The organism is Nitratireductor sp. (genome assembly GCF_017794765.1).
Taxonomy (GTDB): Bacteria; Pseudomonadota; Alphaproteobacteria; order Rhizobiales; family Rhizobiaceae; genus Nitratireductor.
In genome coordinates, this window is record NZ_CP051236.1 from 428,746 (window position 1) to 454,466 (window position 25,721).

The window sequence follows — 25,721 nt, forward strand, 5'->3', positions numbered from 1 at the left end:
CTCCATGTTTCCCCCAAAATCCATCGGACGCACCGCCCTCCCCCTCTGTGCGCTGGCAGCTTTTACCTTGAGCCTGGCGGCAGGCCCCGCCAGAGCAGAGAATTTTGATCCATTGAGCGCCGATCCGGCCACGCTCGGGATTGCCGTCAAGATCAATGGGAATTTGCGTCTGCAGAAAGGCGATGCCGTGCTGGTGATGCAGCTTCCCAGCGAACGCAGGGAATGGGCGATCGATGAAACCTTCATTCTCGACATCGCCAAGGTCCAACAGGACGTGAAAAGTTCGAACGCGTCCGAGACCACGGATCATTACGAACTGGCGATGATTGCGCCAACCGACCGCAGCCGGTTCAAGGAAGCGCTGAGAAAGGCGCGGGAAGCGAGAAAAGCGACCGCCACCGGCGGGAAAGGGTCGATCAGCGTGTCTGTAACGGGAGGCTGCAAGACAGGCCCACTGGATCCTGCCGTCGCGACCCTGCAGGGCTTTCTGCGCGCCAGCGCAGACGCCCCGCTAGTCCCTTTGACCGGCACGATGAAACTGTCGGATGTTTTCCGGCAGGCCGGCGTGCCTTTTACAGCCATTCCTGACTGTAAGTGAGCGTGGAAGCGGCGGGGCTTAGCCCTGCCGCGGCCACTCGCGAATATCCACGAAATGGCCGGCAATGGCAGCAGCAGCAGCCATTGCCGGCGAAACCAGGTGGGTGCGGCCCTTGAAGCCCTGACGCCCCTCGAAATTGCGGTTCGAGGTGGACGCGCAGCGCTCGCCTGGCTTCAGGCGGTCGTCGTTCATGGCAAGGCACATGGAACAACCCGGTTCACGCCAGTCGAAACCGGCAGCCTTGAAGATCTTGTCCAGCCCTTCAGCCTCGGCCTGCGCCTTCACGAGACCGGAGCCCGGCACGATCATGGCGTTCAGACCGTCCTTGACCTTCTGGCCCTCGGCAATCTTCGCAGCTTCGCGCAGATCCTCGATACGGCCATTGGTGCAGGAGCCGATGAAGACACGATCAACGGCAATGTCGGTGATCTTCGTGCCAGGCGTGAGGCCCATATACTCGAGCGCGCGCTTCTTGGAGAGGCGCTTGGTCTCTTCGGTGATGTCATCCGGGTTCGGCACGACACCGGTAACGGAAACGACATCCTCGGGCGAGGAACCCCAGGTGACGATGGGCGGCAGATTGGCGGCGTCAAGCTTGACGACGCGATCATACTCGGCGCCTTCGTCGGTCCGCAGGGAATCCCAATAGGCAAGCGCCATGTCCCAGGCCTTGCCCTTCGGCGCGCGCGGGCGATCCTTGATATAGGCATAGGTGGTCTCATCCGGCGCAATGAGGCCGGCGCGGGCACCGCCTTCGATGGACATGTTGCAGACAGTCATGCGGCCTTCCATGGAGAGCGCGCGGATCGCTTCCCCCGCATACTCCATGACGTGTCCGGTGCCGCCAGCCGTACCGATCTCACCGATGATGGCGAGGATGATGTCTTTCGCAGTCACACCTTCGGGCAGAGCACCATCCACCTCGATCAGCATGTTCTTCGCGCGGCGCTGGATCAGAGTCTGCGTGGCAAGCACATGTTCGACCTCGGACGTGCCGATACCGTGCGCCAGCGCACCGAACGCGCCATGCGTGGAGGTGTGGCTGTCGCCACAGACGATGGTCATGCCCGGAAGGGTGAAACCCTGCTCGGGACCGACAATGTGCACAATGCCCTGACGTTCGTCGTTGGCGTCGTAATATTCAATGCCGAAGTCGGCGGCATTCTTCGCCAGCGCTTCGACCTGGATGCGGCTCTCGGGGTTCTTGATGCCGAATTTGCGGTCGGGCGAGGTGGGAACGTTGTGGTCGACCACCGCGAGGGTCTTTTCCGGATGACGGACATTGCGGCTGGCCATGCGGAGCCCCTCGAAGGCCTGCGGGCTGGTCACCTCGTGCACCAGATGCCGGTCGATATAGAGCAGGCATGTGCCGTCGTCCTGCTGATCGACCAGATGGTCGTCGAAAATCTTGTCGTAGATCGTGCGTGCTTTGGTCATTTTGTTCATCCCTAGCGGAGCGAAATGGAAGGCTGGCCGGCTAATCTTGTGTCTCGTTGCATTCCCGATCGATAGACTGGATGGGAATGCCGAGCCGGTTGGCGTGTCCGCCTAAGGCAGTCGGCTCAGAAGCGAGCCGGAAACCCGCGCAAAAAAGCGGCTCGGCAGGCGCTTGATGTCCTGCAGAACAAAGCCCTTGTAGGCTGGGTTTCCAAAAAGTGCTTCCATGAGAGGGCTAATACCAGCCTTTCATGGGATCGGCAATCGCCACGGCACGGCCGACTGCCGCTCAGGCTGCCTCATGCTCCACGCAGATATGGGTCGCATCCTCATCACTGAGTGGTTCCTTCAGCAATCCACACAGATGCTTTCCCGGACCGCGCTCACCTTCGCGGAAATGACGGCATTCACGGCACAGGCCGAATGGCCTGCCACCATCGGCAGCGATACGCGCACTGAGCAGCGCCGACAGCCCGATCCGGAGCGCCCGGCGCTCCTCCTCGTTCATCGTTTCCATCGCCGCTTCAAACCGCAGGGTTTCATCCCGTGGCAGCAGGGATAGCGCCGCCTCCGTCAATTCGAGCCGCACCGAGCGCCGGTCGGCAGGGTCGGCGGACTTACGGATCAGTCCGGCGCGTTCGAGAGCCATCAGCGTCTGCGAGACCGTGCCTTTCGTAGCACCCAGATAAGCCGTCAACGCCCCCGGCGTGCGCGAAAAGCGATTGGCGCGCGCCAGATAGCGCAAGGCCTCCCATTGCGCAGGCTTCAAGCCGGCGGCATGGCCGTCATGGGTCACGATGCGGGCAAGGCGCCCGATCATCGCCAAGGCGTCGGAATCGTTCATGGCGAAAAAGTATTGTGTCGACACCATGATTGCAATCCCCTCATTCGCATGCTAGCAATTATGTATCGAGTCGATACTAAAGGAAAATCCGATGACCGTCTCACCCAATCGCAAGTGTACGTTTCTCAGCCCCCGGACAGCGTTCGGAGCCGCGCTTACAACCATGTTCCTTCTGACGGGCTCGCTTGCCGCGCACGAAATTGAAAGCGCGGCCGATGCCGCTATCGAGCCAGCCTTTGATATTCGTCGTGCCGGCGCGACGGCCACCGACCGGCTCATGACCTTTTCGATGGAACTCTCCGGCGAAGCGGGCAGCATAAAGCCGGCGGCGACTGGCGATCTGCCGGGGGCAGGCGTTGCCGCCTATGTCTGGCCGACCGGTCTCGACCCGGCGACGGTCGGTTTCGACAAAGCGTCCGGCATTCTCGCGCTTGCCATCACCGCCCATCCGGATTTCGACGACACGCCGCTGTTCGACGAGAATGCCGACGGCGATCCGGCCAATGACGGCGCAGACTGGCATTCCCACTGGGTGGTACTGGAAAAGGCCGAAGCCTGTGGCGCCGGATACAAGGTGCGCGATGTCTCTCCCGGCGTCGATGCGTTGCCGTCAACCGCACCGATGCTGCCCATCGCACTCGATAGCCCCGGCATGTCGCCGCGTCTCGACGGCAACGCCGTCCGTATCACCGTGCCAATGGCCAACGGTGCCGACGTCGCCTTCGATGCGGTAACGGCCGCGCTGCGCGTGCACCCGCAAGGCAAGATGCCGCTACTTTGCGTTACCGGCGTTCACGACATTGCCTCCGGTGATCTTTCGCTGCCGGGCCGCGTCATTGCGGAATAGGCCATTGGCAGTTTAAGCCCCGAAGCGGCCGCACCTGTGACCGCTCCGGCCCATTGCTGCAGGCCACATCCCGGCACGGGATCTAACGCCGGGCCTGGCTCTTGCGCATGCGCTGTTCGAGCGCCCGAAGGGCAAGAGACAGACCAACAGTCAGAATGAGATAGATATAGGCGACGATCGAGTAGGTCTCGAAGAAGCGGAACGAGCCCGAAGCATAGATCTTGCCCATCTGGGTGATGTCGGCAACGCCGAGCACCGAGACCAGGGAGGAGTCCTTGACCATCGCCACAAAGTCATTGCCAAGCGGCGGCAGGATGGTGCGGATCGCCTGCGGCAGGACGATCAGGCGAAACCGCTGGAAGCGTGAAAGCCCGAGCGCCTTGGCCGCTTCCACCTGGCCTTCGTCCACCGATTGGATGCCTGCACGAAACACTTCGGCGATAAAGGCCGAGTAACCGATACTGAGTGCAATGATGGCGCGCCATAGAAGCGAGATGTCGCGGACCTTAAGCTCATCAAGAACCCCGGCTTCCTGCAATGTCGCCGTCATGGCATTCCAGCCGGTCACGACGATGGGCACGCCGGCAAAGGCGATCCAGAAAAGGAGAACGAGGACGGGCACACCGCGAATGATCTCGACATAGAAGCGCGCAATCTGCCGAAGCGCCAGCGACCCAGACAGGCTCATCAGCGCGATACCGAGGCCAACCGCCGTCGCGAGTGCAAATCCGACAACTGTCACGAACACCGTGATGCCGATGCCTCTGGAGACGATCGCGAAGACCTGCGCATAGAGATCGCTGGTGGCAATGAGAATAGCGACGCCGAGAGCGATGCCCCCGGCGGCAACCAGCCACCAGGGAAAATCCCGCTTGGCAGAAGGTCTGGAAGACGTCACCGCCACAAGCTCTGAATGCTTCTCAAAAGACCGGCGGTCAGGCCGGCGGAACGCGGGTCGGCCACGCCTTATTCACCCATCTTGTATTCGAGAAACCATTTCTTGTTGAGCGCGTCCAGCGTGCCATCTGCCTTCATCGAAGCGATGGCTGCGTTGACGGGCGCGACAAGGTCGGAGCCCCTGGCGAAAATAAAACCGAAATCTTCCGAGCCAAGCGGCTCGCCGAGAAGCTTCAGCGCACCGTTCGACGCGTCCACATAGCCCTGCCCACCCGTGCTGTCGGTCAAAACCACGTCCACATCGCCCGCACGCAGCGCCTGCACGGAAGCGCCAAAAGTCTCAAACAGCTTTATGCGCGGATTGGCCTCGTCGCCATCGAGCACCTCATAGACCGCGGTGTAGAAGGGCGAGGTGCCCGGCTGAGCCCCAACGAGACCATCTTCATAGGCAGCGAAGCTTTTCGCGTCGGTGAAATTCGTTTCGTCGCTGCGCACGAGCATGTACATTTCCGAGCGCATATAGGGATCGGAGAAATCCACCTTCTCCTTGCGGTCGTCCCGAATGGTGATACCGGTCATGCCCATATCGTACTGGCCATCGGAGACAGACTGGATCATCGCGTCCCAACTCGTATTCTGGTAGGTGACATTGATGTTGAGCCTCCTGGCGATCTCGTTCACGGCATCATATTCCCAGCCGACCTGCTCACCGGAGTTGGGATCTATGAACTGCAGTGGCGGGTACGCGTTTTCGGTGACCACGACAACTTCGCGGCCCTGAAGGTCCGGTAGATCGTTCGCATAGGCGGAAAAACCAGAGACCGCGAAAACTGAGGCCGCGAAGGACGCAGCCAGAAGGGACGTGCGCAACGTCATAACCAATCTCCCTGTGGCAGGCCGATGCTCGGCCGGGTGATTGCTTTTCCTTAAAGCAGAGCGATTTCGAGTAAAAGAGCCAAGACGATTTCAAACTGTGGCAGCGGGACCGTCAAATGCAAAAAAGGCGCGCCGAAGCGCGCCTTTTGAGGAATTTCGATGCCGAATGAGACTATTCGGCGTTGTTCTCGGCGGCAGCAGCTTCCTGCGCCTTGGCAGCCTCTTCAGCAGCCTTTTCCGCCGCGAGCGCCTCGGCAGCGGCAACCTTCTCCGCCTCAATGCGGGCTTTCTCTTCGGCAGCGGCCTGACGCACGGCATCATTCAGGCGGCGTGCGCGCACGCCGGTGTTCTCGGTGATGCGAGCCGATTTGCCGCGGCGATCACGCAGGTAATAGAGCTTCGCGCGGCGAACCTTGCCGCGGCGGACCACCTCGACGCCCTCAACGAGCGGAGAGTAGACCGGGAAAACACGCTCGACGCCTTCGCCGTAAGAAATCTTGCGGACGGTGAAGTTTTCCTGGAAGCCGGAGCCGGAACGGGCAATGCAGACACCCTCATAGGCCTGGACGCGGGTGCGCGTGCCTTCGGTGATGCGCACCAGAACGCGAACCGTGTCGCCGGGCTGGAATTCGGGAAGCTGACGCTGTGCAGCAATCTTCTCGGCCTGCTCGGCCTCGAGCTGACGGATAATGTCCATCTCTGTGTCCTCTTGTTCTTCGCGAACCGTCAGAGCGCTCATCCCAGTGGCAGTTTCAACACCGCCTGAAGAGTGCCCTCCGCAAGGAGGAACAGGAGCGAATTCACGTGTTCTTTGGTTAGATCCAAACCGGCCTTGGCCGTTTACGTGCGGGGCACATACACGACATTCCTGCCGGAATCAACATGAGAGACGTCTCAATTGCCGTTTTCATAACGTTTCCAGAGATCCGGGCGGCGCTCACGCGTCAGCCTTTCCGCCTCGCCGCGGCGCCATCTGGCGATCTTCGCATGGTTGCCGGAAAGCAGGACTTCCGGGATGGGCATTTCCTCGAAAAGCTGCGGGCGCGTATATTGCGGGTGTTCCAGAAGCCCACCTTCAAAGCTCTCCTCCTCGCCCGACGCATCATTGCCCATGACGCCTGGCAGAAGACGGATCACCGCATCGAGCATAACCAGAGCAGCCGGTTCACCGCCCGAAAGCACATAGTCGCCGACAGAGATCTCTTCCAGGGCTCGCCCCTCGATCACGCGCTGATCGACCCCCTCAAAACGACCGCAAAGGATGACCGCGCCGGGCCCGGCAGCCAGTTCACGCACCCGCTGCTGATCTAGCGGCCGGCCGCGCGGGCTCATCAGAAGGCGCGGCCTTGGATCTGCCGGCGGCGCGGCATGGTCGATCGCGCGTGCAAGCACGTCGGCGCGCATCACCATACCCGCACCCCCGCCAGCGGGTGTGTCATCCACATTACGGTGTTTCGTCGTGGCGAAGTCGCGTATCTGGACCGTCTCCAGAGACCACTTCCCCGCCTCACGCGCCTTTCCCGCCAGAGAAACATCAAGCGGGCCCGGAAACATTTCGGGATAAAGCGTGAGGATCGTCGCGCGGAACGTCACGTGCTCTCTCCCTCCCCCTCGCGCGGCATCTCGGGATCCTCGTCCTCTACCAGACCGGCCGCGACACGGTCGATCTCGACCTGACCCTTTGATACACGGACATGAGGCACGGCCGCGCGGGTGAATGGAACCATCGCCGAGCCACCTTCGGCCAGCAGAACCTCGAGAATGTCACCTCCCCCGAAATTGTGCAGCGCTCGCACCTTGCCGACCCGCTCTCCCTCGCCATCAACAACCGCGAGCCCGATCAGATCGGCGTGATAAAATTCCTCTTCCTCAAGATCATCCGGCAACGCTTCGCGCTCGACATACAGCGCGGTTCCGTTCAGCGCCTCGGCGGAGGTGCGGTCGCCAATCTCTGCAAAGCGCACCACGACCACGTTCTTTGCCGGCCTCACATTGAGAACGGTCAGCGTGCGTCCATCCTCCGTGCTCAGCGGCCCATAATCTCCAATAGCCAGGGGATCGGCGGTGAACGTCTTAACGCGCACCTCTCCACGCAAGCCCTGCGCCGCCCCGACAATGGCGAGCTGAATGCGGGTATCGCTTGTCTTCTGCCTGTTCATCTGCCTGATTTGCCACTAAGCCGTTCGGAAAAACAGGCTTATGCGCCGTTTTACGGCTTTCCGGCAAGCTTTCCGGCAAGACTTTCCATGCGCGTGGCGAGATCGTTGAGCGCGCCGGTCACGGCCGCGTCGTTCTTGCCGGACTGGTTGAGGGCTTCATCCCGCGTCTTGCGAAGCGTCGCGACCTCTCCTTCCATGGTGCGCATCCGCTTCTGCAGTTCCGAGAGCTCGTCCATCACCATGATCCCGGCCATGACTGCCAGCCGGTGGTCTCCGATCTCACCGAAAGAATCTTTCAGATGCGTGATGTATCGGTCGAAGCGCTGCGCAAGATTGACAAGATGCTCTTCCTGTCCCTCATCGCACGCCATGCGATAGGACTTGCCGTCGATCGTGACTGTAACCTGTGCCATCGCCCGCCCTACCGATCCAGCACGGCACGGATGGTCTCCATGGCCGTGACCAAACGCCGCGAGACTTCGCGGTTCACCTCTTCGAGACGCTTGGCGCGTGCCTCGGATTTGTCGATCTCCTGAGCGAGACGCGCGCGGTCCGCGTTCATGCGCTGCAGTTCGGCATCGGAATCCGCAACCGCGCGGTCCCGTTCCAAGCGTGCCTCAACCGCATCCTCCAGCGAAGACAGCGCCTTGCTCAGGCGCTCGATCGCCCCCTTGAGCGTGCTTTCACCACTCATGGCCGCCACCCCCAGTCGAGCATTCCCGGAACATGCCGGCCGCCAATGCGGCCAAGGCACGCGGTCTCCGAAAATGTTGTGACACAGGCAATCTTGCTTACTCTCATCCGCCCAGTGATGCACCCGGACACGTGCCGGCAGACAAATGCGCGACAGCTTTTACGAGGCCTCGGCTGCGAATCGCTGGCCTTACTAACCAGTTACGCCGAAAAGATTAGGCGGCGTGTGAAGGTCCCGTCAACAAAACACGACGGCTAATCCCCCAAAATGCTGTAACAAGGTTGATACAAAATCCTCCTTCCCCTGGGGCAGGCAGCGGCCTGCAAACCGCACCTTTGTTGACTTCAAGGCCGCAACTGCTATGTGTCGCCTGCTTTTTCCAAAGGGCCCGGGCTGCCCGTGCAGCCTGCCCGACAACTGCCTAAAGCGGACCAGCGAGCAATCATGATCTCACGCGACAAACACGACCGGATGGCCAACGCGATCCGCTTCCTATCGATGGATGCGGTGGAGAAGGCCAATTCGGGTCACCCCGGCCTGCCCATGGGCGCAGCCGACATCGCCACCGTTCTTTTCACCCGCTTCATGAAGCACGACCCCAAGAACCCCGATTGGGCCGACCGCGACCGGTTCATCCTGTCCGCCGGTCATGGGTCGATGCTGCTCTATTCGCTGCTTTACCTGCTGGGTTATGAAGACATCACGATCGACGAGATCAAGAACTTCCGCCAGCTCGGCTCGCGCACGGCCGGCCACCCGGAATTCGGCCATGCGGCCGGTATCGAGACAACGACCGGACCGCTGGGCCAGGGCCTCGCAAACTCCGTCGGCATGGCAATCGCCGAACGCATCCTGAATGCGCGCTTCGGCGATGATCTCGTGGACCATTACACCTATGTTCTGGCCGGCGACGGCTGCCTGATGGAGGGCATCAGCCAGGAAGCGCTGACGCTTGCCGGGCACCTCAAGCTGAACAAGCTGATCGTTCTTTTCGACGACAACCAGATCTCCATCGACGGCTCCACCTCGCTGACAGACTCCACCGACCAGTGCGAGCGCTTCGAGGCTTCGGGCTGGAACACGATGCGCATCGACGGGCATGATCCGGATGCCATTGCCGGCGCCATTGAATCCGCGAGGAAGGCGGACAAGCCGACCCTGATCGCCTGCCGCACGACCATCGGCTTTGGCGCACCGTCCAAATCCGGCACGGCAAAGGTGCACGGCTCCCCGCTTGGTGCGGAGGAAATTGCTGGCGCACGCAAGGCGCTTGGCTGGGATGCCGATCCCTTTGTCGTTCCTTCCGACATTCTTGACGACTGGCGTCTGGCCGGCCTGCACTCCGCCAAGGAGCGCAAGGCCTGGGAAGACCGTCTTGCGGCTGCCGACGCGGAGACACGCGGGGAATTCGAGCGCCGCATGCGCGGAGATCTGCCGGAAACCTTCTCTGCCGCCATGCTCGAATACAAGGAAAAGCTCGCAGCCGAGCCTCCAAAGGTGGCGAGCCGCAAGGCTTCGGAAATGGCGCTCGAAGCCATCAACGCAGTGCTGCCTGAAACCATCGGCGGCTCTGCGGACCTGACCGGTTCCAACAATACCAAGACGAGCCAGACCGGCCCCATCAGCGCCGAGGACTTCTCCGGTCGCTATATCCACTACGGCATCCGCGAGCACGGCATGGCCGCCGCCATGAACGGCATGACGCTGCATGGCGGCATCATACCCTATGGCGGCACCTTCCTGACCTTCTCGGACTATGCCCGCCCGGCGATGCGTCTCGCCTCGCTGATGCAGATTCGCTCCATCTTCGTGATGACGCATGATTCCATCGGCCTTGGCGAGGACGGCCCGACCCACCAGCCGGTGGAGCACTTGGCCGCGCTGCGCGCAATCCCCAACCATCTCGTGTTCCGCCCGGCAGATGCGATCGAAACAGCTGAATGCTGGCAGGTGGCGATCGAAAGCCGCAAGGCGCCATCCACGCTTGCCCTTTCGCGCCAGAACCTTGCACCGGTACGCACCAGCCATGAAGCTGACAATCTCTGCGCCCGTGGCGCGTATGAACTCGCCGGTTCCGAAGACGACGCTAGGGTGACGCTCTTCGCCACCGGCTCGGAAGTGGAAGTGGCAATGAAGGCGAAGTCCCTTCTCGATGCCGCCGGTCACCCGGCCCGCGTTGTCTCCGTGCCGTGTTTCGAATTGTTCGAACAGCAAAGCGATGACTACCGCAAGGCAGTGATCGGCAACGCCCCCGTAAAGGTGGCAATCGAAGCTGGCATTCGGCAGGGCTGGGATGCGATCATCGGGTCCGACGGTATCTTCATTGGCATGACCGGGTTCGGCGCCAGTGCGCCCGCTCCGGAGCTCTACAGGCATTTCGGCATCACTGCCGAGGCTGCTGCAAACGCCGCCCAGAAGCGGCTGGCAGAGATCGGTTGAGGCCAATATCGGGCTTGTTATGGTTTGGGACGGGCGAATGCCTGCCCCACCATCTGGATTCTCGACGCAGACGCCGCTATGAAGCGGCGTCTCCTTCCGTGCCTGCGCACGACCACCCACTCTCCGGAGGAAGTTCATGACCGTCAAAGTTGCCATCAACGGATTTGGCCGCATCGGCCGCAATGTCGTACGCGCGATCTACGAGTCGGGCCGCAAGGATATCGACATCGTCGCGATCAACGATCTCGGCCCAGTCGAGACCAACGCCCACCTTCTGCGCTATGACAGCGTGCATGGCCGCTTCCCCTCCGAGGTGAAGGTCGACGGCGACGCGATCAACATCGGATCCGATTCCTTCAAGGTTTTCGCAGAGCGTGACCCGTCCAAGCTCCCCTGGGGTGAGCTGGGTGTCGACATTGTGATGGAATGTACCGGCATCTTCACTGCCAAGGAAAAGGCATCGCTGCATCTCGATGCCGGCGCAAAGCGCGTGCTGGTTTCGGCTCCGGCCTCCGGAGCCGACCTGACGGTGGTCTATGGTGTCAACCATGACAAGCTTTCCAGCGAACACCGCGTCGTCTCCAACGCTTCCTGCACCACAAACTGCCTGGCGCCGGTCGCAAAGGTTCTCAACGATGCCTTCGGCATCGAGAAGGGCTTCATGACCACGGTTCACGCCTATACGGGTGACCAGCCGACGCTCGATACGATGCACAAGGATCTTTACCGCGCCCGCGCTGCCGCCATGTCGATGATCCCGACCTCGACGGGTGCGGCCAAGGCTGTCGGCCTCGTGCTGCCGGAGCTCAACGGAAAGCTGGACGGCGTATCCATCCGCGTTCCGACCCCGAATGTTTCGGTCATCGACTTCAAGTTCGTGCCGAAGAAGAAGGTCACTGTCGAAGAGGTCAACCAGGCGCTGGTCGCTGCCGCCGATGGAAGTCTCAAGGGCATACTCGCCTATACCAACGAGCCACTCGTTTCCATCGATATGAACCACAACCCGGCCTCCTCCACCTTCGCGCTTGACCAGACCAAGGTGATCGAAGGCGACCTGGTGCGTGTCATGTCCTGGTACGACAATGAATGGGGCTTCTCGAACCGCATGGCCGACACGGCCGTCGCCTTCGGCAAGACCATCTGATACGGTTTACAGGCCATTCTGAACGCCCGGCCGTCGCGCCGGGCGTTTTTCTTTTGGCCCGGCTCTTGCATCTCACTTCCGCCGCACCTTTTATGAAAAAAGAACAGCAACTTGCGGCAGGCGGGATCAAGAGACGCGGATGGATCAGGGAATTTATGTTATTACGCTGGTGGGCACGACCCTCGTGCTGTTTGCCGCATTTTCCAGCGTGATTGCTTTCCGCTTCGGCGCACCGCTGCTTCTCATCTTCCTCGGTATCGGCCTCGCAGCAGGAACAGATGGGCTCGGGCTTGATTTCGACAATGCTGCCATTGCCTATTTCATTGGCTCGCTCGCGCTCGCGGTCATCCTCTTCGATTCGGGCTTCGGCACATCCATAGCTGCGTTTCGGCAAGCCGCAGCGCCAGCGATCATTCTGGCAACAATCGGTGTTTTGCTGACGGCGGGCCTCGTGGGTGTCGCAGCCTATTATGTCACCGGCTTCAGCTGGCTTGAATCCTTTCTGCTGGGAGCCACCGTAGCATCTACAGACGCCGCGGCTGTGTTCTTTCTGCTCCGGGTGGGGAACATCTCGGTGCGTGAGCGCGTTCGCTCGACGCTGGAAGTCGAATCCGGATCGAACGATCCGATCGCGATCTTCCTCACCCTCTCGCTAGTTGGCCTGATCGCCGGTGGCGAGGCCATCAAGGCAGGAGAGCTTGCGGCTGACGTGGCTCTCGGCTTTCTGCAGCAGATGGGCATCGGTCTCGCCGCGGGTCTCCTCGGCGGCTGGAGTATTGTCCGGCTGGTCATTCGTCTCCGGCTCGAGCAGGGGCTCCTGCCAATCTTCGTTATTGCATTGTCGCTACTCGTGTTCGCGCTGGCTGGGGCAGTGGGCGGTTCGGGCTTTCTTGCCGTTTATGTGGCTGGCCTGATCGCCGGCAACGCCAAGCTCCGCTCGACCGCCATGCTCAAACGCTTTCAGGACGGCGTGACCTGGCTGGCCCAGATCATCATGTTCCTCGTGCTCGGTCTCTTTGCCACGCCTTCACAATTTGCCGAGATCGTATTTCAGGCGCTCTTCATCGGCCTGTTCCTGATTTTCATCGCCCGGCCGATTGCGGTGACCCTTTGCCTGATGCCGTTTCGGTTTTCACCGGCGGAAAGCGCGTTCATCTCATGGGTGGGCCTGCGCGGCGCCGTGTCCATCCTGCTTGCGATCACGCCATTGATCGACGAACTGCCCAATGGCCGGCCCCTGTTCAACATCGTCTTCATCATCGTGCTTGTTTCGCTGATCGTGCAGGGCTGGACGGTGGGCCCGCTGGCCCGCCGGCTGGGGCTGACACTGCCGCCACGCATGGGTCCGCTGAACAAGGTGGAACTGGAGTTGCCCGGCTCGGCCCGCCACGAGCTTCTCGCCTATCGGGTGGTGGCGGGTAGCCCTGTGGAACGCGGCCAGCGGATCCCACGCTGGGCGAAGCCTTCCCTCGTGGTACGCGACGGACGCTCGATGACCTACCAGTATGCCGGACGGCTTGCAGCGGGCGATCACGTTTATATTTTCGTGCCTGATCGCTATCCCCGTCTCCTCGACCGCCTGTTTGCCAGCCCCGTGGAGATGGACCCGGAAGACGCAGAGTTTTTCGGAGCCTTTGCAGTCGACCCCGAGCGGCCCGCATCCGACATCGAGGCGGCCTATGCGACCGGTCTCAACGAAGAAGACCAGAAGAAGACTATTGCCGATCTCCTGCGGGAGCGGTTGGGCGGACGCGCAGAGTATGGCGACCGCACGACGCTTGGCGAGATCGAGCTGATCGTACGGGATGTCGACGAGAACGGACGCATAAGCGCCGTGGGACTTTCCGTCGAACCGCAGGCACCGGAAACCCGTTTGCCGCTGCTCCTCAGTCCTCGCGATCTCGTGCGGCGTATTTTTCAAAAACCATAGGCATTGCCAGCTTATAATCAGCACCCTCCATCTTGCACCAGTCGCAAGGCATTGTATGGTCCCGACAAATTCACATCCTTCTTCAACCCGCGGTTCCGGGCGTCCGATTTCTCCACCCCGAGGAACCCCTTAAAGGAGACTTCAACGCGCCATGCCGGATTTTAAGACCCTCGACGATCTCAACGATATCGCAGGCAAGCGTGTACTCGTACGGGTCGACCTGAACGTGCCCGTAAAAGATGGCAAGGTGAGCGACACGACCCGCATTGAACGCGTCGCGCCAACCATCCAGGAGCTTTCCGGCAAGGGCGCGAAGGTGATCCTGATGGCACATTTTGGTCGGCCTAAGGGCAAGCCAGATCCGGCAGCTTCGCTGGAACCCATCGCCTATGCGGTGGAGAGTGTGCTCGACCATCGCGTGCATTTCGCCAGGGATTGCATCGGAACCCCGGCGGCAGACGCCATTGCTGAAATGGCCAATGGCGACATCCTGCTCCTTGAGAACACGCGCTTCCACGAGGGCGAGGAGAAGAACGATCCGGAGTTCGCAAAGGCGCTGGCCGGGAATGGCGATATCTACGTGAACGACGCATTCTCCGCCGCCCACCGCGCCCACGCCTCCACGGAGGGGCTCGCACATCTGCTGCCAGCCTATGCCGGGCGCACCATGCAGGCGGAGTTGGAGGCGCTGGAGAAGGGGCTCGGCAAGCCGGCCAAGCCGGTGCTTGCGATTGTCGGCGGAGCAAAGGTTTCCACCAAGATCGATCTTCTCATGAACCTTGTGAAGAAGGTCGACGCACTGGTTATAGGCGGCGGCATGGCCAACACCTTCCTCGCCGCGCGCGGAACGGAAGTGGGTAAATCGCTGTGCGAACACGACCTGGCATCTACGGCCAAGCAGATCATGATCGAGGCAGCAGAATCCGGCTGTGCGCTTGTCCTGCCCGTGGATGGCGTGGTCGCGCGCGAGTTCAAGGCGGGTGCTGAGAACGAAACGGTCGCGATCGAAAGCGTTCCGTCAGACGCCATGATCCTCGATGTAGGACCGAAGAGCGTCGAGAAGGTGAACGAATGGCTCGACCGCGCCGACACGGTGGTGTGGAACGGCCCGCTGGGAGCCTTCGAGATCGAGCCATTCGATGCGGCAACCGTTGCTGCGGCAAAACACGCGGCACACCGCACCTCAGAAGGATTGCTCGTTTCAGTCGCCGGCGGCGGCGACACGGTGGCAGCGCTCAACCACGCCGGCGTGGCCGAAGAATTCTCCTACGTGTCGACCGCAGGCGGGGCATTTCTTGAATGGATGGAAGGCAAGAAACTGCCCGGCGTGGAGGCCCTTTCGAAGTCGCGTTAAGCAAAATGTGAATAGTCTGTCATTTCAATCGATTAGGGGTCTTAAGGGCGCATTCCGTTTGTCATCGGCATCTGCTATCGCCCGGTCATGAACAGACAGGAGACCTGAAATGAGCGAACGGCTTGAGGATATTGCATCCGCCATGGTGACCCCCGGACAGGGGATTCTGGCGGCGGATGAAAGCTCCGGCACCATCAAGAAGCGCTTTGACACGATCGGCCTGGAATCGACGGAAGAGAACCGCCGTGACTATCGCGAGATGATGTTCCGCGCCGATGATGCTATGAAGAGCTGCATCTCCGGCGTTATCCTCTACGACGAGACGATCCGCCAGAAGGCCGCCGACGGCACGCCGCTGGTGGATGTCATCAAGGCCTCCGGCGCTGTTCCGGGAATCAAGGTCGATGGCGGCGCGAAGCCGCTGGCCGGTTTTGACGGCGAGACCATCACTGAAGGTCTCGATGGCCTGCGCGAACGTCTTGCGGAATATTACGGTCTTGGCGCGCGCTTTGCCAAATGGCGCGGTGTGATCTCGATTTCGAACGATCTGCCAAGCTGGGGGGCCGTGAAGCAGAACGCACAGGCCCTCGCCCGCTACGCGGCACTTTGCCAGGAAGCCGGCATTGTGCCGATCGTGGAGCCCGAAGTTCTGATGGATGGCAAGCCGGGCGATCATTCCATCGACCGCTGCTACGAGGTGACCGAGTGGGTTCTGAAGACCGTCTTTGCCGAGCTCTACGATGCGCGTGTTTCGCTTGAGGGCATGGTCTTGAAACCGAACATGGTGATCGACGGCAAGAACGCCCGCAAGGCGAGCCGCGAGGAAGTGGCTGAAAAGACCGTGCGCTGCCTGAAATCGACCGTGCCGGCCGCGGTGCCCGGCATCGCCTTCCTTTCGGGCGGCCAGTCGGATGAAGAGGCCACGGCGCATCTCTCGCTCATGAATGCTGGCTTCGACATGCCCTGGGCTCTGACATTTTCCTATGGTCGCGCGCTGCAGGCTGCCGCGCTCAAGACCTGGGCCGGCAAGAAGGAAAACGTGGCAGCAGCGCAGAAGGCTTTCGCGCACCGCGCGAAGATGAACAGCCTTGCCGCCACCGGCCAGTGGAAGCAGGACCTCGAGGCTGCCTGATCAGGCGGATTTGAAGACACGGAATCGGCCCGTCGGCGCTTGTCGGCGGGTCTTTTCTTTTGGTCTCCTACGGGAAAAGGCCTACTCTCCCCCACGCAGAAGGATCGTGAGCGAGACCATGGCTAGCGCGATCAGGGCCAGCTTCCAGAAATCTGCCCGCCGCCTGAGGCCCGGAAGGCCGAGCGGCTTTATAATGTGCACGATCATCATCGCCAGGATGAGAAGAAGCAGGATCTTGGTCATGAAGGCCCGATTCGCGAAGTCATGCCCTGTTGTGCCTCCCTGCCGGCCTGCTGTCAAAAGCGCACCCTTCACCGCAAGTCTGATTTACGCACGACCCTGCGATCCGCTAACCTCTCAATAAAGAGGCTCAAACCGCAGGGAGGAGGCGGGATGACGTCGCGCTATCACGAGGTTTATTCGGGCTGGCAGCAGGATCCCGAGGGGTTCTGGGTGAAGGCCGCGGCCGAGATCGACTGGTTCAGTCCCTGGGAAAGGGTTTTCGACGTAGAGACCGGCGTCTATGGACGCTGGTTTCCCGGCGCGACCTGCAACACGTGTTTCAATGCGGTGGATCGGCATGTCGAGGGTGGGCGAAAGGATCAGCCCGCCCTTGTCTATGACAGCCCCATCAGCGGCCGGAAGAAAAGCTTCACCTATGGGGAAGTGAAAGACGAGGTTTCGGCGCTGGCCGCCGTACTGAAGGATTTCGGCGTCGGCAAGGGCGACCGCGTGGTCATCTACATGCCGATGGTGCCGGAGGCTGTGTTTGCCATGCTCGCCTGCGCGCGCATTGGTGCCGTGCATTCGGTGGTGTTTGGTGGGTTCGCCGCAAGAGAGCTTGCAGCGCGCATAGACGATGCAACGCCAAAGGCGATCATCTCGGCCTCCTGCGGACTGGAGCCCGGCCGTGTGGTTGCCTACAAGCCTCTGCTCGATGAGGCGATCCGTCTCTCCGCCGCCAAGCCGAAGGCCTGCCTGATCCTGCAGCGGGAGGATCGGCGCTGCGACCTGACGGAAGGCCGCGACCATGACTATGCGGAACTGGTGGGCGCTCACCGGGCAGCAGGAAGCGTGGTGGATTGCGAGCCCGTGCTTGCGACCGACCCGCTCTACATCCTCTACACGTCGGGCACGACGGGGCGGCCCAAGGGCGTGGTGCGCGACAATGGCGGCCACATGGTGCGGCTCAAATGGTCGATGTTCAACGAGTTCGGCATTGAGCCCGGCGAGACGTTCTGGGCAGCCTCGGACGTGGGTTGGGTGGTGGGCCATTCCTACATCGTCTATGCGCCGCTGCTCCACGGCTGTACCACAGTGCTTTTCGAGGGCAAGCCGGTCGGTACCCCTGATGCCGGCGTATTCTGGCGGGTGATCGCGGAGCACAAGGTGGCCGCACTCTTCACCGCGCCGACCGCGTTTCGCGCGATCCGCACGGCAGACCCGGACGCAGAGATGCTGGCCCCGCACGACCTCTCCGGCTTCCGCACGCTGTTCCTTGCCGGCGAAAGGGCAGATCCCGACACGGTGAAATGGGCGGAGAAGACCCTGGGCGTCCCGGTGATCGATCACTGGTGGCAGACGGAAACCGGCGCACCGATCAGCCAGGATCCGGTCGGGTTAGGAATGCTGCCTGTGAAATACGGCTCGCCCGGCGTGCCGATGCCGGGCTACGACGTTCAGGTTCTGGACGATGCGGGCCACCGGGTGCCGGCGGGCACGCTCGGCAATGTGGTGATCAAACTGCCGCTGCCTCCAGGCGCGCTTCCGACGCTTTGGAACGACGACAGGCGCTTTCGCGATGCCTATCTCACCGAATTTCCCGGCTATTACAAAACGGCGGATGCCGGCATGCTGGACGAAGATGGCTATCTCTTCATCATGGCGCGCACGGACGACATCATCAACGTGGCGGGCCACCGGCTTTCCACCGGCGGCATGGAGGAGGTGGTGGCCGAGCATCCGGCCGTCGCCGAATGCGCGGTGATCGGCATCGCCGATCCGCTCAAGGGACAGGTGCCCTGCGGCTTCGTGGTGCTGCACGGAAAGAATGCGGCTGATATCCGCACCGTTGAGCGCGAATTGATCGCCATGGTACGCGAGCGCATCGGTCCTGTAGCAGCGTTCAAGAAGGTGGTTTCGGTGAAGCGACTGCCCAAGACGCGTTCCGGCAAGATCCTGCGCGCCACCATGCAGAAGATCGCCGACCGTCAGGAGTGGTCGATGCCTGCCACCATCGACGACCCTGCCATTCTTGATGAAATCGGCGAAGCGCTGGGCAAGACGGATTCCTGATCGCGCGTTGGCGGGCACTTGACCTTCGGGGCCCCTCGTCGCAGGGTCCAGCCGTTTTCGGCACGGGGATTCACCATGGCACTGGACGGCAAGACGGCAATCGTAACAGGCGGGGCGGGTGGCATAGGCTATGCAATCGCAGAGCGGTTTCTGCGCCACGGCGTCAAGGTCGTGATCGCCGACCTGGACAGTGAAAAGGGCAAGCAGGCCCTTTCCGATCTTGAAAAGCTGGGCAATGCGCGCTTCGTGAAAGCCGATGTGAGCAAGAGGCTCGATGTGCACAACCTGCTGGCTGAAACGATTGACGCCTTCGGCGACGTGGACATTCTCGTCAACAATGCCGGCGTCGTGCACGCGGCGGGTTTCCTCGATTTGAAGGAAGAGGATTTCAACCGGGTTCTCGACACAAATCTCAAAGGCACTTTCCTCACTGGGCAAGCTGTCGCGCGCTATATGGTCGAAAAGGTCGAAGGCGGCGGCGCTGCAGGAACGATCATCAACATGTCGTCGATCAATGCCATTCTCGCCATACCGGAGCAGATTGCCTACACGGTGTCGAAGGGAGGTGTCAGCCAGCTTACCCGCGTCATGGCGCTGGCGCTGGCGCCCTATGGCATACGTGTAAACGCCATTGGACCGGGCTCGATCGCGACCGACATGTTGTCCAGTGTCAACAGCGATCAGACCGCACGCAACCGTATGCTGTCGCGCACCCCGCTCGGGCGTGTTGGAGAACCGGGCGAGATCGCATCGATAGCGACCTTTCTGGCCGACGACGATTCGAGCTATGTGACGGGGCAAACCATCTATGCCGACGGAGGCCGGCTGCCGCTGAATTACACGGTCGAGGTCAAGCCGGAAACCTCCTGACAAAACGCTGTCACCACCGGCAGGCGATAATGCTCCCGCCAGAATCAGGAGATTGTTGCCATGTCAGACTTCCCCGGAAGCCTCCTCAGCACTGTCCGCCGCTGGGCCGACCAAACCCGTGATCGCCGGCGGCGTCGGTTGACCAGACGGATGCTGAACGACCTGCCGATAACAGTGCAACGCGATATCGACTGGGATCCAACCGGTCGATACCGGCGATAGGCCCTCCAGAGATCTCAGGCAACACTTTTGCAGCCCTCCTGACGGAATGTTGTCAGGAGGGCTGTGTCATTGTCACCCATCGACAATGGAGGGTTGCGAAACATGTCCGATACGTTGCCGCTAAACGCAGTGGTCTGGGCGGAAATTCCTGTGACAGATCTCGACCGTGCGCGGGCCTTTTATGCCGCCGTGGTCCAGAACGAGCTGGTGCTGCGCGAGGATGGGCCAAATCCTTTTGCCATTTTTGACACCCGAGACCCGCAGGATTCTGTCGCCGGACATATCTACCCCGGCAAGCCGGCCCCGGAGGGGACCGGTCCGACAGTTCATCTGGCCGTGCCACCCCCGCTTGAAGACGCCATGGAGCGTGTCACAACGAATGGTGGTAAACTGGTATCACCCATAATCACTATTCCTGCCGGTCGTTTCGTGTATTGTCTCGACCCCGACGGAAACAGCTTCGGAATTTTTGCGTGAGGAGAAATACGCATGCGCCGTGCTGACCGACTTTTCCAGATTGTCCAGCATTTGCGGGGCGGGCGCCTGGTTACGGCGCGTCTTTTGAGCGAACGCCTCGAGGTTTCGGAGCGCACGATCTATCGCGATATTGCGGATCTTCAGTCCACCGGTGTGCCAATAGACGGTGAGGCTGGGGTCGGATATCTGATGCGGGAGGGGTTCGAACTTCCACCGCTCATGTTCACGCGTGACGAGATCGTGGCCCTCGTCGCTGGCGCGCGTATGGTCCGCGCCTTTGGCGGCGCCGCCATGGCCCGTGCGGCGGAAGAGGCGCTGGTGAAGATAGGAACCGTCCTGCCGGAGCCGGAGCGCGACCGCATTGCACGCACCGAAATCCACACACCGCGCTGGGTCGTCAGCGATATCGAGCGCGAGGCCATCGACACGCTTGAACGCTCTGTGGAAACGCGGGACGTGCTTTCCATCGATTATCGCGACGAAGCCGGACGCACCTCGAAGCGAGACGTTCGCCCGCTTGGTCTGTGGTTCTGGGGAAAGGTGTGGACGCTGGTAGCGTGGTGTGAGTTACGCGGAGATTTTCGCACGTTCCGCATCGACCGCATCGCCACCATGGCCCTCGCCGGGCGAACGTTCCGTCCCGAGCGCGGCAAGCAGCTTGCCGACTTCTATAGGCGGATGGAAATGCACGAGGCCATGATGGGCAGGGCTTGCGCGAGCTGAGGCGATGCTCCCCGATGGCCGGGGAGCGCCTCTATTTTCAGATCAGGACCGCTCGTCCTCGTCTTCTTCGTCCGCATCACTGGATTTCAGCGACGACAACTTGGCGAAAACTGCATCCGCGTCCAGTTCCTGTTCATCGGACGAGGTGTCGGCGGCTGCCTGGTCACCAAGCGGCAGGTCTTCCGTTTCCGAAGCGGGGAGCAGGGTTTCACCGGTGTTCTCTTGGGGCGGGAGGTATTTTGCCGCGCGCTGCACTTCCAGATCGAGATCAATCTGCGAGCAAAGCCCCAGCGTCACCGGGTCCATGGGAACGAGGTTCGCCGAGTTCCAGTGCGTACGCTCACGGATGGCCTCAATGGTCGATTTCGTGGTGCCCACGAGACGCGAGATCTGGGCGTCCTTGAGTTCAGGATGATTGCGCACCAGCCAGAGAATTGCGTTGGGGCGGTCCTGGCGTTTGGAAAGCGGCGTGTAGCGCGGTCCCTTCCTTTTGGCCTCGGGAACACGGACCTTCGGCTCAGACAACCGCAATTTGTGGTTCGGATTTTCCTCCCCGAGGGCGATCTCCTCGCGGGTAAGCTGTCCGGTCATCACCGGGTCCATACCCTTGATGCCCTGGGCAGCGTCACCATCTGCAATGGCGCCCACCTCAAGCGGATGCAGTTTGCAGAATTCGGCAATCTGATCGAAGGTCAGTGCCGTGTTATCGACCAGCCAGACGGCGGTGGCCTTGGGCATGAGAAGCGTGTTGGCCATGTTTCAAGAATCCTCTTCCTTCGCCCGCGTCCCTAGCGCGGGCGGTGGTCACAACCACCGATGTTGGGAAATATCGTCCGCGTTATAAACTGAAATACCCGGCAGACGCAACAAATTGCGCGCTCCCTCAATTGGGGAGCGTCACCGAACCGTCATCGATGTGTCATCGGGATGAAATCAACCCTCTCGATTGTGCCGCTCCTATGGGTCTTGAGGGAGTTTTCAGACATGGGACGCCAAGCAATAATTCTGAGCCTGCTGGCAAGCACGGCGACCGTTTTTCCTGCCTATGCGGATATGGCATTCAACCGTATCGCTACATTTCCGGTAGCAGAGAACCTGCCCGCAGAAACCGAAGCCGCGACCGAAACCTCATCCGAGATCATCGCACGCAGCGCGGACGGCAAGACATTGATCTACTCCGACAGTCCGCTGGGTGGCGTGGGTTTCGTGGATATCAGCGACGCCAAGGCCCCGAAGGCCGGCGGGATGCTCAAGCTGGAGGGTGAGCCGACCTCAGTGGGTGTGGCGGGCCAGAAAGCCATCGCGGCCGTGAACACCTCCGACAGTTTCACCAGCCCTTCGGGCAATCTCGTCGTGATCGACATGGCGTCGAAAACCGCCCGGAAGTCCTGCGACCTGGGTGGCCAGCCGGATTCCGTAGCCATTAGCAATGACGGCCGTTTCCTTGCCGTCGCCATCGAAAACGAGCGCGATGAAGACCTGAACGACGGTGCGATCCCGCAAATGCCCGCCGGTGACCTGAAGGTCTTCAATCTCACCGACGGCGTACCGGACTGCAGCAGCATGAAATCAGTGGCGCTGACCGGCCTCGCTGAGATTGCACCGGAGGATCCCGAGCCCGAGTTCGTCGATTTCAACGACGCCGGCGATATCGTCGTTACCCTCCAGGAGAATAACCATATCGCTGTGGTTTCGGCGGAAAGCGGCGAAGTAACGGGCCATTTCTCCGCGGGCCAAATCAGCCTTGAGAACATCGATACGCTGGACAATGGCTCCATCGATTTCAACCAGACAGCCAACGAGTTGAAGCGCGAACCGGACGCTGTGAAATGGCTGGACGATGATCGCATCGTCACTGCCAACGAAGGCGACTATCAAGGCGGATCGCGCAGCTTCACCATATTCAGCAGGTCGGGCGAGGTTCTGTTTGACAGCGGTAACGATCTCGAGTTTCGCGCCGCGGCTGCCGGCCATTACCCAGACAAACGCTCCGACGCCAAGGGAACGGAGCCGGAAGGTCTGGAAGTCGCGACCTTCGGCGATCAGCGGTATATTTTCGTGGCGCTGGAGCGCGCTTCTCTCGTGGCGGTTTACCGCGACACTGGCGCTGAACCGGAATTCGTCCAGGTCCTCCCGTCCGGTATCGGCCCCGAAGGCCTCGTGGCCATACCCGAACGTAACCTGCTTGTTACCGCAAATGAGGCCGATCTTGCTGAGGACGGCGCCGCCCGCTCTCACGTGATGGTCTACGAACTGACCGAGGGAAAGCCTGCCTATCCGACCATTGAATCGGCTCTGGACGACAGCGGGGCACCTTTCAGCTGGGGCGCCCTCTCTGGCCTCGTGGCAGACGCTGAAAAGCCGGGCACGCTCTACGCCGTGTCCGATTCCTTCTACAGCAACCAGCCGGCCATCTTCACCATTGATGCGACTGAGAGACCGGCGCGGATCATCGCCAAGACCGTTGTCACGCGTGACGGGATGACCGCCCAGAAGCTCGACCTCGAGGGCATCGCCAATGACGGCGAAGGCGGTTTCTGGCTCGCTTCGGAAGGCCGCACCGACCGTCTGACGCCGCATGCGCTCTTCCGCGTCGATGCAGCCGGCGAGATCAGGGAGGAGATCGCACTTCCCACCGAGCTCCTCGCAGGCGAAAAGCGCTTCGGAATGGAAGGCGTGACGGTCGTCGGTGAAGGCAATGACCGGATGCTGGTCATGGCCGTTCAGCGCGAATGGAGCGATGATCCGAAGGGGCAGGTAAAGCTGGTAAGCTACAGGCCTGGTTCCGGCGAGTGGGCCGCCGTGCGTTACCCGCTTGATACAGCCGAGAAGGGCTGGGTCGGCCTCTCCGAGATCACCGCTCACGATGGAAAACTCTATATCATCGAGCGTGACAACCAGATCGGCACGTCTGCGAAGATCAAGAAACTCTACAGCGTTTCCCTTGATGATTTTCAGCCTGCGGCACTCGATAAAGAGCTGCCTCTGGTCGAAAAAACGCTGGTGCGCGACCTGCTGCCTGACATGAAATCCGCCACCAACGGCTATGTCGTTGACAAGATTGAAGGCTTCGCCATCGACATGGAAGGCACGGCTTACTTCGTCACTGACAATGATGGCGTGGATGATTCCTCCGGCGAGACGATTTTTGTCAATCTTGGCAAACTCGACGCCACCAACTGACACAGCCTCCCAGGGCAGCGAAGCTCCGGCGCCAACGCCGGAGCTTCGTTTTTGTCAGGCGACCTGAAGCACGATCTTGCCAATGTGAGCTCCATCCTCCATGCGCTCATGCGCACGCCACGCCTCCTCCAGCGGAAAGGTCATGTCCATGACTGGAGAGATGCGGCCGGCGGCCAGAAGCGGCCAGACATGCGCTTCCAGTTCCGTGGCAATACGAGCCTTGAAGGCAACCGATCGGGGCCTGAGGGTGGACCCCGTATGGACAAGCCGCTTGCGCATGATCAGCGAGAAATCGACCGTGGCGCGGGATCCCTTCAAAAAGGCGATCTGCACGATGCGTCCGTCGATGGCGGCCGCATCGTAATTGCGTTCGATATAGTCGCCGCCAATCATGTCGAGAATGACATCAGCGCCATGGCCGTCAGTCTCTTCCTTCACGGCCTCGACGAAATCCTCATTGCGATAATTGATCGAGCGCACCGCACCCAGCGAAGCGCAGGCGGCGCATTTCTCGGCAGAGCCCGCTGTCGCGATTACCCTGGATCCCAAAGCCGTCGCCATCTGGATCGCCGTCGTTCCGATCCCCGAGGAACCACCATGAACCAGCAGTGTCTCGCCCTCCTTCAGGCTCCCACGCTGAAACACATTGTGCCACACAGTGAAGAAAGTTTCGGGGATCGCCGCCGCTTCCGCAAAGGTGAGATCGCCCGGGATCGGCAGGGCATTTGTCTCGTGGGTCAGGCAATACTCGGCATAGCCACCGCCAGGTGTCAGCGCGGCAACGCGGTCGCCAACCTGCCAGCGCTTCACGCCTTCGCCAACTGCAGCCACCTCGCCGGCAACCTCCAGTCCGGGCAGGTCCGAAGCACCGGGGGGTGCCGGATACAACCCCTTCCTCTGAAAAACATCCGGCCGGTTTATGCCGGCCGCGCGCACCCGGATAAGGATTTCCCCTTCGCCCGGCTTCGGCACATCCCGCCGCTCCGGTTTCAAAACACCTGGTTCGCCCGGTTCGCTGATTGCCACCGCCGTCATCTTCTCTGAAAGTGCTGTGTTGTTCATCATGCCCCTGTTGATTTGAAAAACATCTGACAACACAATCGGCGAGCGATGCAATTGGATCAAGGCCAATCCTGAAGGCTGCGAGCCTGTCACGGTCGGCAGGCTGAAAGCTTCGCCGGCATCCGAGGACAGCAATCCAGATGACGGGAGAACAAACAATGGGCATTTTCGACGAGGAAGAGAGAAAACCGGCTGCTCCCCACCAGCTTGGGCAGGATCTCTCCCTGCTATCGGTGGATGAGCTCAAGCACCGGATCACGCTGCTTCAGGACGAGGTATCGCGGCTTGAACGAGAGGTCGAAAGCAAAGGCGCAACCAAAAATGCGGCCGAGGCGTTGTTTCATCGAGGCTGACACGGTTCAAATTGCGCTATCGCGGCCTTGAACGACGGTTTTGCGATGCAAACCACGGACTTATTCGCACATACTGTCAATCGCGTGTCTCGAAGACGCCACCAATCATTCTGTGGCCTTGCTCACGCCATCTTTGGATGGCGGGGGCATCTGGCAACAGACGCCCGGCCTGTTCGAACCCATAC

25 protein-coding genes are annotated in these 25,721 nt (G+C 61.0%); 13 read left to right on the plus strand and 12 right to left on the minus strand.

Annotation, left to right across the window (positions count from 1 at the left end; all coding sequences use genetic code 11):
* Positions 1-4 precede the first annotated feature (4 nt).
* On the plus strand, positions 5-598 hold the full coding sequence (locus HF949_RS02050; RefSeq protein WP_292898058.1) for a hypothetical protein: 594 nt from the start codon (positions 5-7) through the stop codon (positions 596-598).
* 18 nt (positions 599-616) lie between these two features.
* Here HF949_RS02050 and leuC read toward each other — a convergent pair whose 3' ends face one another.
* The gene (gene leuC / locus HF949_RS02055; RefSeq protein ID WP_292898059.1) at positions 617-2,035 is read right to left on the minus strand and encodes a 3-isopropylmalate dehydratase large subunit; all 1,419 of its coding nucleotides are present in this window, start codon (positions 2,033-2,035) and stop codon (positions 617-619) included.
* 289 nt (positions 2,036-2,324) lie between these two features.
* Positions 2,325-2,906 carry a MarR family winged helix-turn-helix transcriptional regulator gene (locus HF949_RS02060; protein ID WP_292898060.1) on the minus strand — a complete coding sequence of 194 codons (582 nt, stop codon included), beginning with the start codon at positions 2,904-2,906 and terminating at the stop codon, positions 2,325-2,327.
* A gap of 136 nt (positions 2,907-3,042) precedes the next feature.
* Between HF949_RS02060 and HF949_RS02065 the strand changes: the two genes are divergently transcribed.
* Positions 3,043-3,726, plus strand: coding sequence for a hypothetical protein (locus tag HF949_RS02065; protein ID WP_292898061.1), 684 nt, complete (start codon positions 3,043-3,045; stop codon positions 3,724-3,726).
* 82 nt (positions 3,727-3,808) lie between these two features.
* Here the strand turns inward: HF949_RS02065 and HF949_RS02070 are convergent, their stop codons facing one another.
* The 7 genes from HF949_RS02070 to HF949_RS02100 form a co-directional block, all read right to left on the minus strand.
* On the minus strand, positions 3,809-4,624 hold the full coding sequence (locus HF949_RS02070; protein WP_441338382.1) for an amino acid ABC transporter permease: 816 nt from the start codon (positions 4,622-4,624) through the stop codon (positions 3,809-3,811).
* Between the two features lie 68 nt (positions 4,625-4,692).
* Positions 4,693-5,499, minus strand: coding sequence for a transporter substrate-binding domain-containing protein (locus HF949_RS02075; protein WP_292898063.1), 807 nt, complete (start codon positions 5,497-5,499; stop codon positions 4,693-4,695).
* 172 nt (positions 5,500-5,671) lie between these two features.
* Positions 5,672-6,196 carry a 50S ribosomal protein L19 gene (rplS, locus tag HF949_RS02080; protein WP_292898064.1) on the minus strand — a complete coding sequence of 175 codons (525 nt, stop codon included), beginning with the start codon at positions 6,194-6,196 and terminating at the stop codon, positions 5,672-5,674.
* Between the two features lie 197 nt (positions 6,197-6,393).
* Positions 6,394-7,092, minus strand: coding sequence for a tRNA (guanosine(37)-N1)-methyltransferase TrmD (gene trmD, locus HF949_RS02085; protein ID WP_292898065.1), 699 nt, complete (start codon positions 7,090-7,092; stop codon positions 6,394-6,396).
* Entirely contained in the window at positions 7,089-7,658 is a 570-nt protein-coding gene (gene rimM / locus HF949_RS02090) for a ribosome maturation factor RimM (protein WP_292898066.1), read from the minus strand. The genes trmD and rimM overlap by 4 nt, the downstream gene beginning before the upstream one ends.
* A gap of 50 nt (positions 7,659-7,708) precedes the next feature.
* Positions 7,709-8,071 carry a cell division protein ZapA gene (locus tag HF949_RS02095; protein WP_229449616.1) on the minus strand — a complete coding sequence of 121 codons (363 nt, stop codon included), beginning with the start codon at positions 8,069-8,071 and terminating at the stop codon, positions 7,709-7,711.
* A gap of 8 nt (positions 8,072-8,079) precedes the next feature.
* Positions 8,080-8,352 carry a DUF4164 domain-containing protein gene (locus HF949_RS02100; protein ID WP_292898067.1) on the minus strand — a complete coding sequence of 91 codons (273 nt, stop codon included), beginning with the start codon at positions 8,350-8,352 and terminating at the stop codon, positions 8,080-8,082.
* Between the two features lie 444 nt (positions 8,353-8,796).
* Between HF949_RS02100 and tkt the strand changes: the two genes are divergently transcribed.
* From tkt to HF949_RS02125, 5 genes are all read left to right on the plus strand, one after another.
* Positions 8,797-10,791, plus strand: coding sequence for a transketolase (gene tkt, locus HF949_RS02105; RefSeq protein WP_292898068.1), 1,995 nt, complete (start codon positions 8,797-8,799; stop codon positions 10,789-10,791).
* Between the two features lie 136 nt (positions 10,792-10,927).
* Complete coding sequence (gap, locus tag HF949_RS02110; protein WP_292898069.1) at positions 10,928-11,935, plus strand: type I glyceraldehyde-3-phosphate dehydrogenase; 1,008 nt, start codon at positions 10,928-10,930, stop codon at positions 11,933-11,935.
* A gap of 139 nt (positions 11,936-12,074) precedes the next feature.
* Positions 12,075-13,865: a potassium/proton antiporter gene (locus HF949_RS02115; protein WP_292898070.1), complete on the plus strand. Its 1,791-nt coding sequence runs from the start codon at positions 12,075-12,077 to the stop codon at positions 13,863-13,865.
* 151 nt (positions 13,866-14,016) lie between these two features.
* Positions 14,017-15,219, plus strand: coding sequence for a phosphoglycerate kinase (locus HF949_RS02120; protein WP_292898071.1), 1,203 nt, complete (start codon positions 14,017-14,019; stop codon positions 15,217-15,219).
* Positions 15,220-15,328: 109 nt separating this feature from the next.
* Entirely contained in the window at positions 15,329-16,351 is a 1,023-nt protein-coding gene (locus tag HF949_RS02125) for a class I fructose-bisphosphate aldolase (protein WP_292898072.1), read from the plus strand.
* 81 nt (positions 16,352-16,432) lie between these two features.
* On the opposite strand, the gene HF949_RS02130 is transcribed toward HF949_RS02125, so the two are convergent.
* Complete coding sequence (locus HF949_RS02130; protein WP_292898073.1) at positions 16,433-16,594, minus strand: hypothetical protein; 162 nt, start codon at positions 16,592-16,594, stop codon at positions 16,433-16,435.
* A gap of 150 nt (positions 16,595-16,744) precedes the next feature.
* On the opposite strand from HF949_RS02130, the gene HF949_RS02135 reads away from it, so the two are divergent.
* The 4 genes from HF949_RS02135 (at position 16,745) to HF949_RS02150 (ending at position 20,938) form a co-directional block, all read left to right on the plus strand.
* Positions 16,745-18,646: a propionyl-CoA synthetase gene (locus HF949_RS02135; RefSeq protein WP_292898074.1), complete on the plus strand. Its 1,902-nt coding sequence runs from the start codon at positions 16,745-16,747 to the stop codon at positions 18,644-18,646.
* Positions 18,647-18,721: 75 nt separating this feature from the next.
* Complete coding sequence (locus tag HF949_RS02140; RefSeq protein WP_292898075.1) at positions 18,722-19,516, plus strand: SDR family NAD(P)-dependent oxidoreductase; 795 nt, start codon at positions 18,722-18,724, stop codon at positions 19,514-19,516.
* A gap of 324 nt (positions 19,517-19,840) precedes the next feature.
* Positions 19,841-20,215: a VOC family protein gene (locus HF949_RS02145; protein ID WP_292898076.1), complete on the plus strand. Its 375-nt coding sequence runs from the start codon at positions 19,841-19,843 to the stop codon at positions 20,213-20,215.
* Positions 20,216-20,227: 12 nt separating this feature from the next.
* On the plus strand, positions 20,228-20,938 hold the full coding sequence (locus HF949_RS02150) for a helix-turn-helix transcriptional regulator (RefSeq protein WP_292898077.1): 711 nt from the start codon (positions 20,228-20,230) through the stop codon (positions 20,936-20,938).
* Positions 20,939-20,980: 42 nt separating this feature from the next.
* Here the strand turns inward: HF949_RS02150 and HF949_RS02155 are convergent, their stop codons facing one another.
* Positions 20,981-21,694 (minus strand): DUF1013 domain-containing protein, encoded by a 714-nt coding sequence (locus tag HF949_RS02155; protein WP_292898078.1) that lies wholly within the window; start codon positions 21,692-21,694, stop codon positions 20,981-20,983.
* Between the two features lie 228 nt (positions 21,695-21,922).
* On the opposite strand from HF949_RS02155, the gene HF949_RS02160 reads away from it, so the two are divergent.
* Positions 21,923-24,121 carry an esterase-like activity of phytase family protein gene (locus HF949_RS02160; RefSeq protein WP_292898079.1) on the plus strand — a complete coding sequence of 733 codons (2,199 nt, stop codon included), beginning with the start codon at positions 21,923-21,925 and terminating at the stop codon, positions 24,119-24,121.
* 54 nt (positions 24,122-24,175) lie between these two features.
* Here the strand turns inward: HF949_RS02160 and HF949_RS02165 are convergent, their stop codons facing one another.
* On the minus strand, positions 24,176-25,156 hold the full coding sequence (locus tag HF949_RS02165; protein ID WP_292899969.1) for an NAD(P)H-quinone oxidoreductase: 981 nt from the start codon (positions 25,154-25,156) through the stop codon (positions 24,176-24,178).
* Positions 25,157-25,341: 185 nt separating this feature from the next.
* Here HF949_RS02165 and HF949_RS02170 point away from each other — a divergent pair, with 185 nt between their 5' ends.
* The gene (locus HF949_RS02170; RefSeq protein ID WP_292898080.1) at positions 25,342-25,536 is read left to right on the plus strand and encodes a DUF1192 domain-containing protein; all 195 of its coding nucleotides are present in this window, start codon (positions 25,342-25,344) and stop codon (positions 25,534-25,536) included.
* Positions 25,537-25,721: the final 185 nt, after the last annotated feature.

What these genes read in the sequence shown, in the direction of transcription:
- HF949_RS02050 (WP_292898058.1), top strand. Translation starts at nt 5, where the DNA reads ATGTTTCCCCCAAAATCCATCGGACGCACCGCCCTCCCCCTCTGTGCG.
- leuC (WP_292898059.1), bottom strand. Translation starts at nt 2,035, where the DNA reads ATGACCAAAGCACGCACGATCTACGACAAGATTTTCGACGACCATCTG.
- HF949_RS02060 (WP_292898060.1), bottom strand. Translation starts at nt 2,906, where the DNA reads ATGGTGTCGACACAATACTTTTTCGCCATGAACGATTCCGACGCCTTG.
- HF949_RS02065 (WP_292898061.1), top strand. Translation starts at nt 3,043, where the DNA reads ATGTTCCTTCTGACGGGCTCGCTTGCCGCGCACGAAATTGAAAGCGCG.
- HF949_RS02075 (WP_292898063.1), bottom strand. Translation starts at nt 5,499, where the DNA reads ATGACGTTGCGCACGTCCCTTCTGGCTGCGTCCTTCGCGGCCTCAGTT.
- rplS (WP_292898064.1), bottom strand. Translation starts at nt 6,196, where the DNA reads ATGGACATTATCCGTCAGCTCGAGGCCGAGCAGGCCGAGAAGATTGCT.
- rimM (WP_292898066.1), bottom strand. Translation starts at nt 7,658, where the DNA reads ATGAACAGGCAGAAGACAAGCGATACCCGCATTCAGCTCGCCATTGTC.
- HF949_RS02095 (WP_229449616.1), bottom strand. Translation starts at nt 8,071, where the DNA reads ATGGCACAGGTTACAGTCACGATCGACGGCAAGTCCTATCGCATGGCG.
- HF949_RS02100 (WP_292898067.1), bottom strand. Translation starts at nt 8,352, where the DNA reads ATGAGTGGTGAAAGCACGCTCAAGGGGGCGATCGAGCGCCTGAGCAAG.
- tkt (WP_292898068.1), top strand. Translation starts at nt 8,797, where the DNA reads ATGATCTCACGCGACAAACACGACCGGATGGCCAACGCGATCCGCTTC.
- gap (WP_292898069.1), top strand. Translation starts at nt 10,928, where the DNA reads ATGACCGTCAAAGTTGCCATCAACGGATTTGGCCGCATCGGCCGCAAT.
- HF949_RS02115 (WP_292898070.1), top strand. Translation starts at nt 12,075, where the DNA reads ATGGATCAGGGAATTTATGTTATTACGCTGGTGGGCACGACCCTCGTG.
- HF949_RS02120 (WP_292898071.1), top strand. Translation starts at nt 14,017, where the DNA reads ATGCCGGATTTTAAGACCCTCGACGATCTCAACGATATCGCAGGCAAG.
- HF949_RS02125 (WP_292898072.1), top strand. Translation starts at nt 15,329, where the DNA reads ATGAGCGAACGGCTTGAGGATATTGCATCCGCCATGGTGACCCCCGGA.
- HF949_RS02130 (WP_292898073.1), bottom strand. Translation starts at nt 16,594, where the DNA reads ATGACCAAGATCCTGCTTCTTCTCATCCTGGCGATGATGATCGTGCAC.
- HF949_RS02135 (WP_292898074.1), top strand. Translation starts at nt 16,745, where the DNA reads ATGACGTCGCGCTATCACGAGGTTTATTCGGGCTGGCAGCAGGATCCC.
- HF949_RS02140 (WP_292898075.1), top strand. Translation starts at nt 18,722, where the DNA reads ATGGCACTGGACGGCAAGACGGCAATCGTAACAGGCGGGGCGGGTGGC.
- HF949_RS02145 (WP_292898076.1), top strand. Translation starts at nt 19,841, where the DNA reads ATGTCCGATACGTTGCCGCTAAACGCAGTGGTCTGGGCGGAAATTCCT.
- HF949_RS02150 (WP_292898077.1), top strand. Translation starts at nt 20,228, where the DNA reads ATGCGCCGTGCTGACCGACTTTTCCAGATTGTCCAGCATTTGCGGGGC.
- HF949_RS02155 (WP_292898078.1), bottom strand. Translation starts at nt 21,694, where the DNA reads ATGGCCAACACGCTTCTCATGCCCAAGGCCACCGCCGTCTGGCTGGTC.
- HF949_RS02160 (WP_292898079.1), top strand. Translation starts at nt 21,923, where the DNA reads ATGGGACGCCAAGCAATAATTCTGAGCCTGCTGGCAAGCACGGCGACC.
- HF949_RS02165 (WP_292899969.1), bottom strand. Translation starts at nt 25,156, where the DNA reads ATGACGGCGGTGGCAATCAGCGAACCGGGCGAACCAGGTGTTTTGAAA.
- HF949_RS02170 (WP_292898080.1), top strand. Translation starts at nt 25,342, where the DNA reads ATGGGCATTTTCGACGAGGAAGAGAGAAAACCGGCTGCTCCCCACCAG.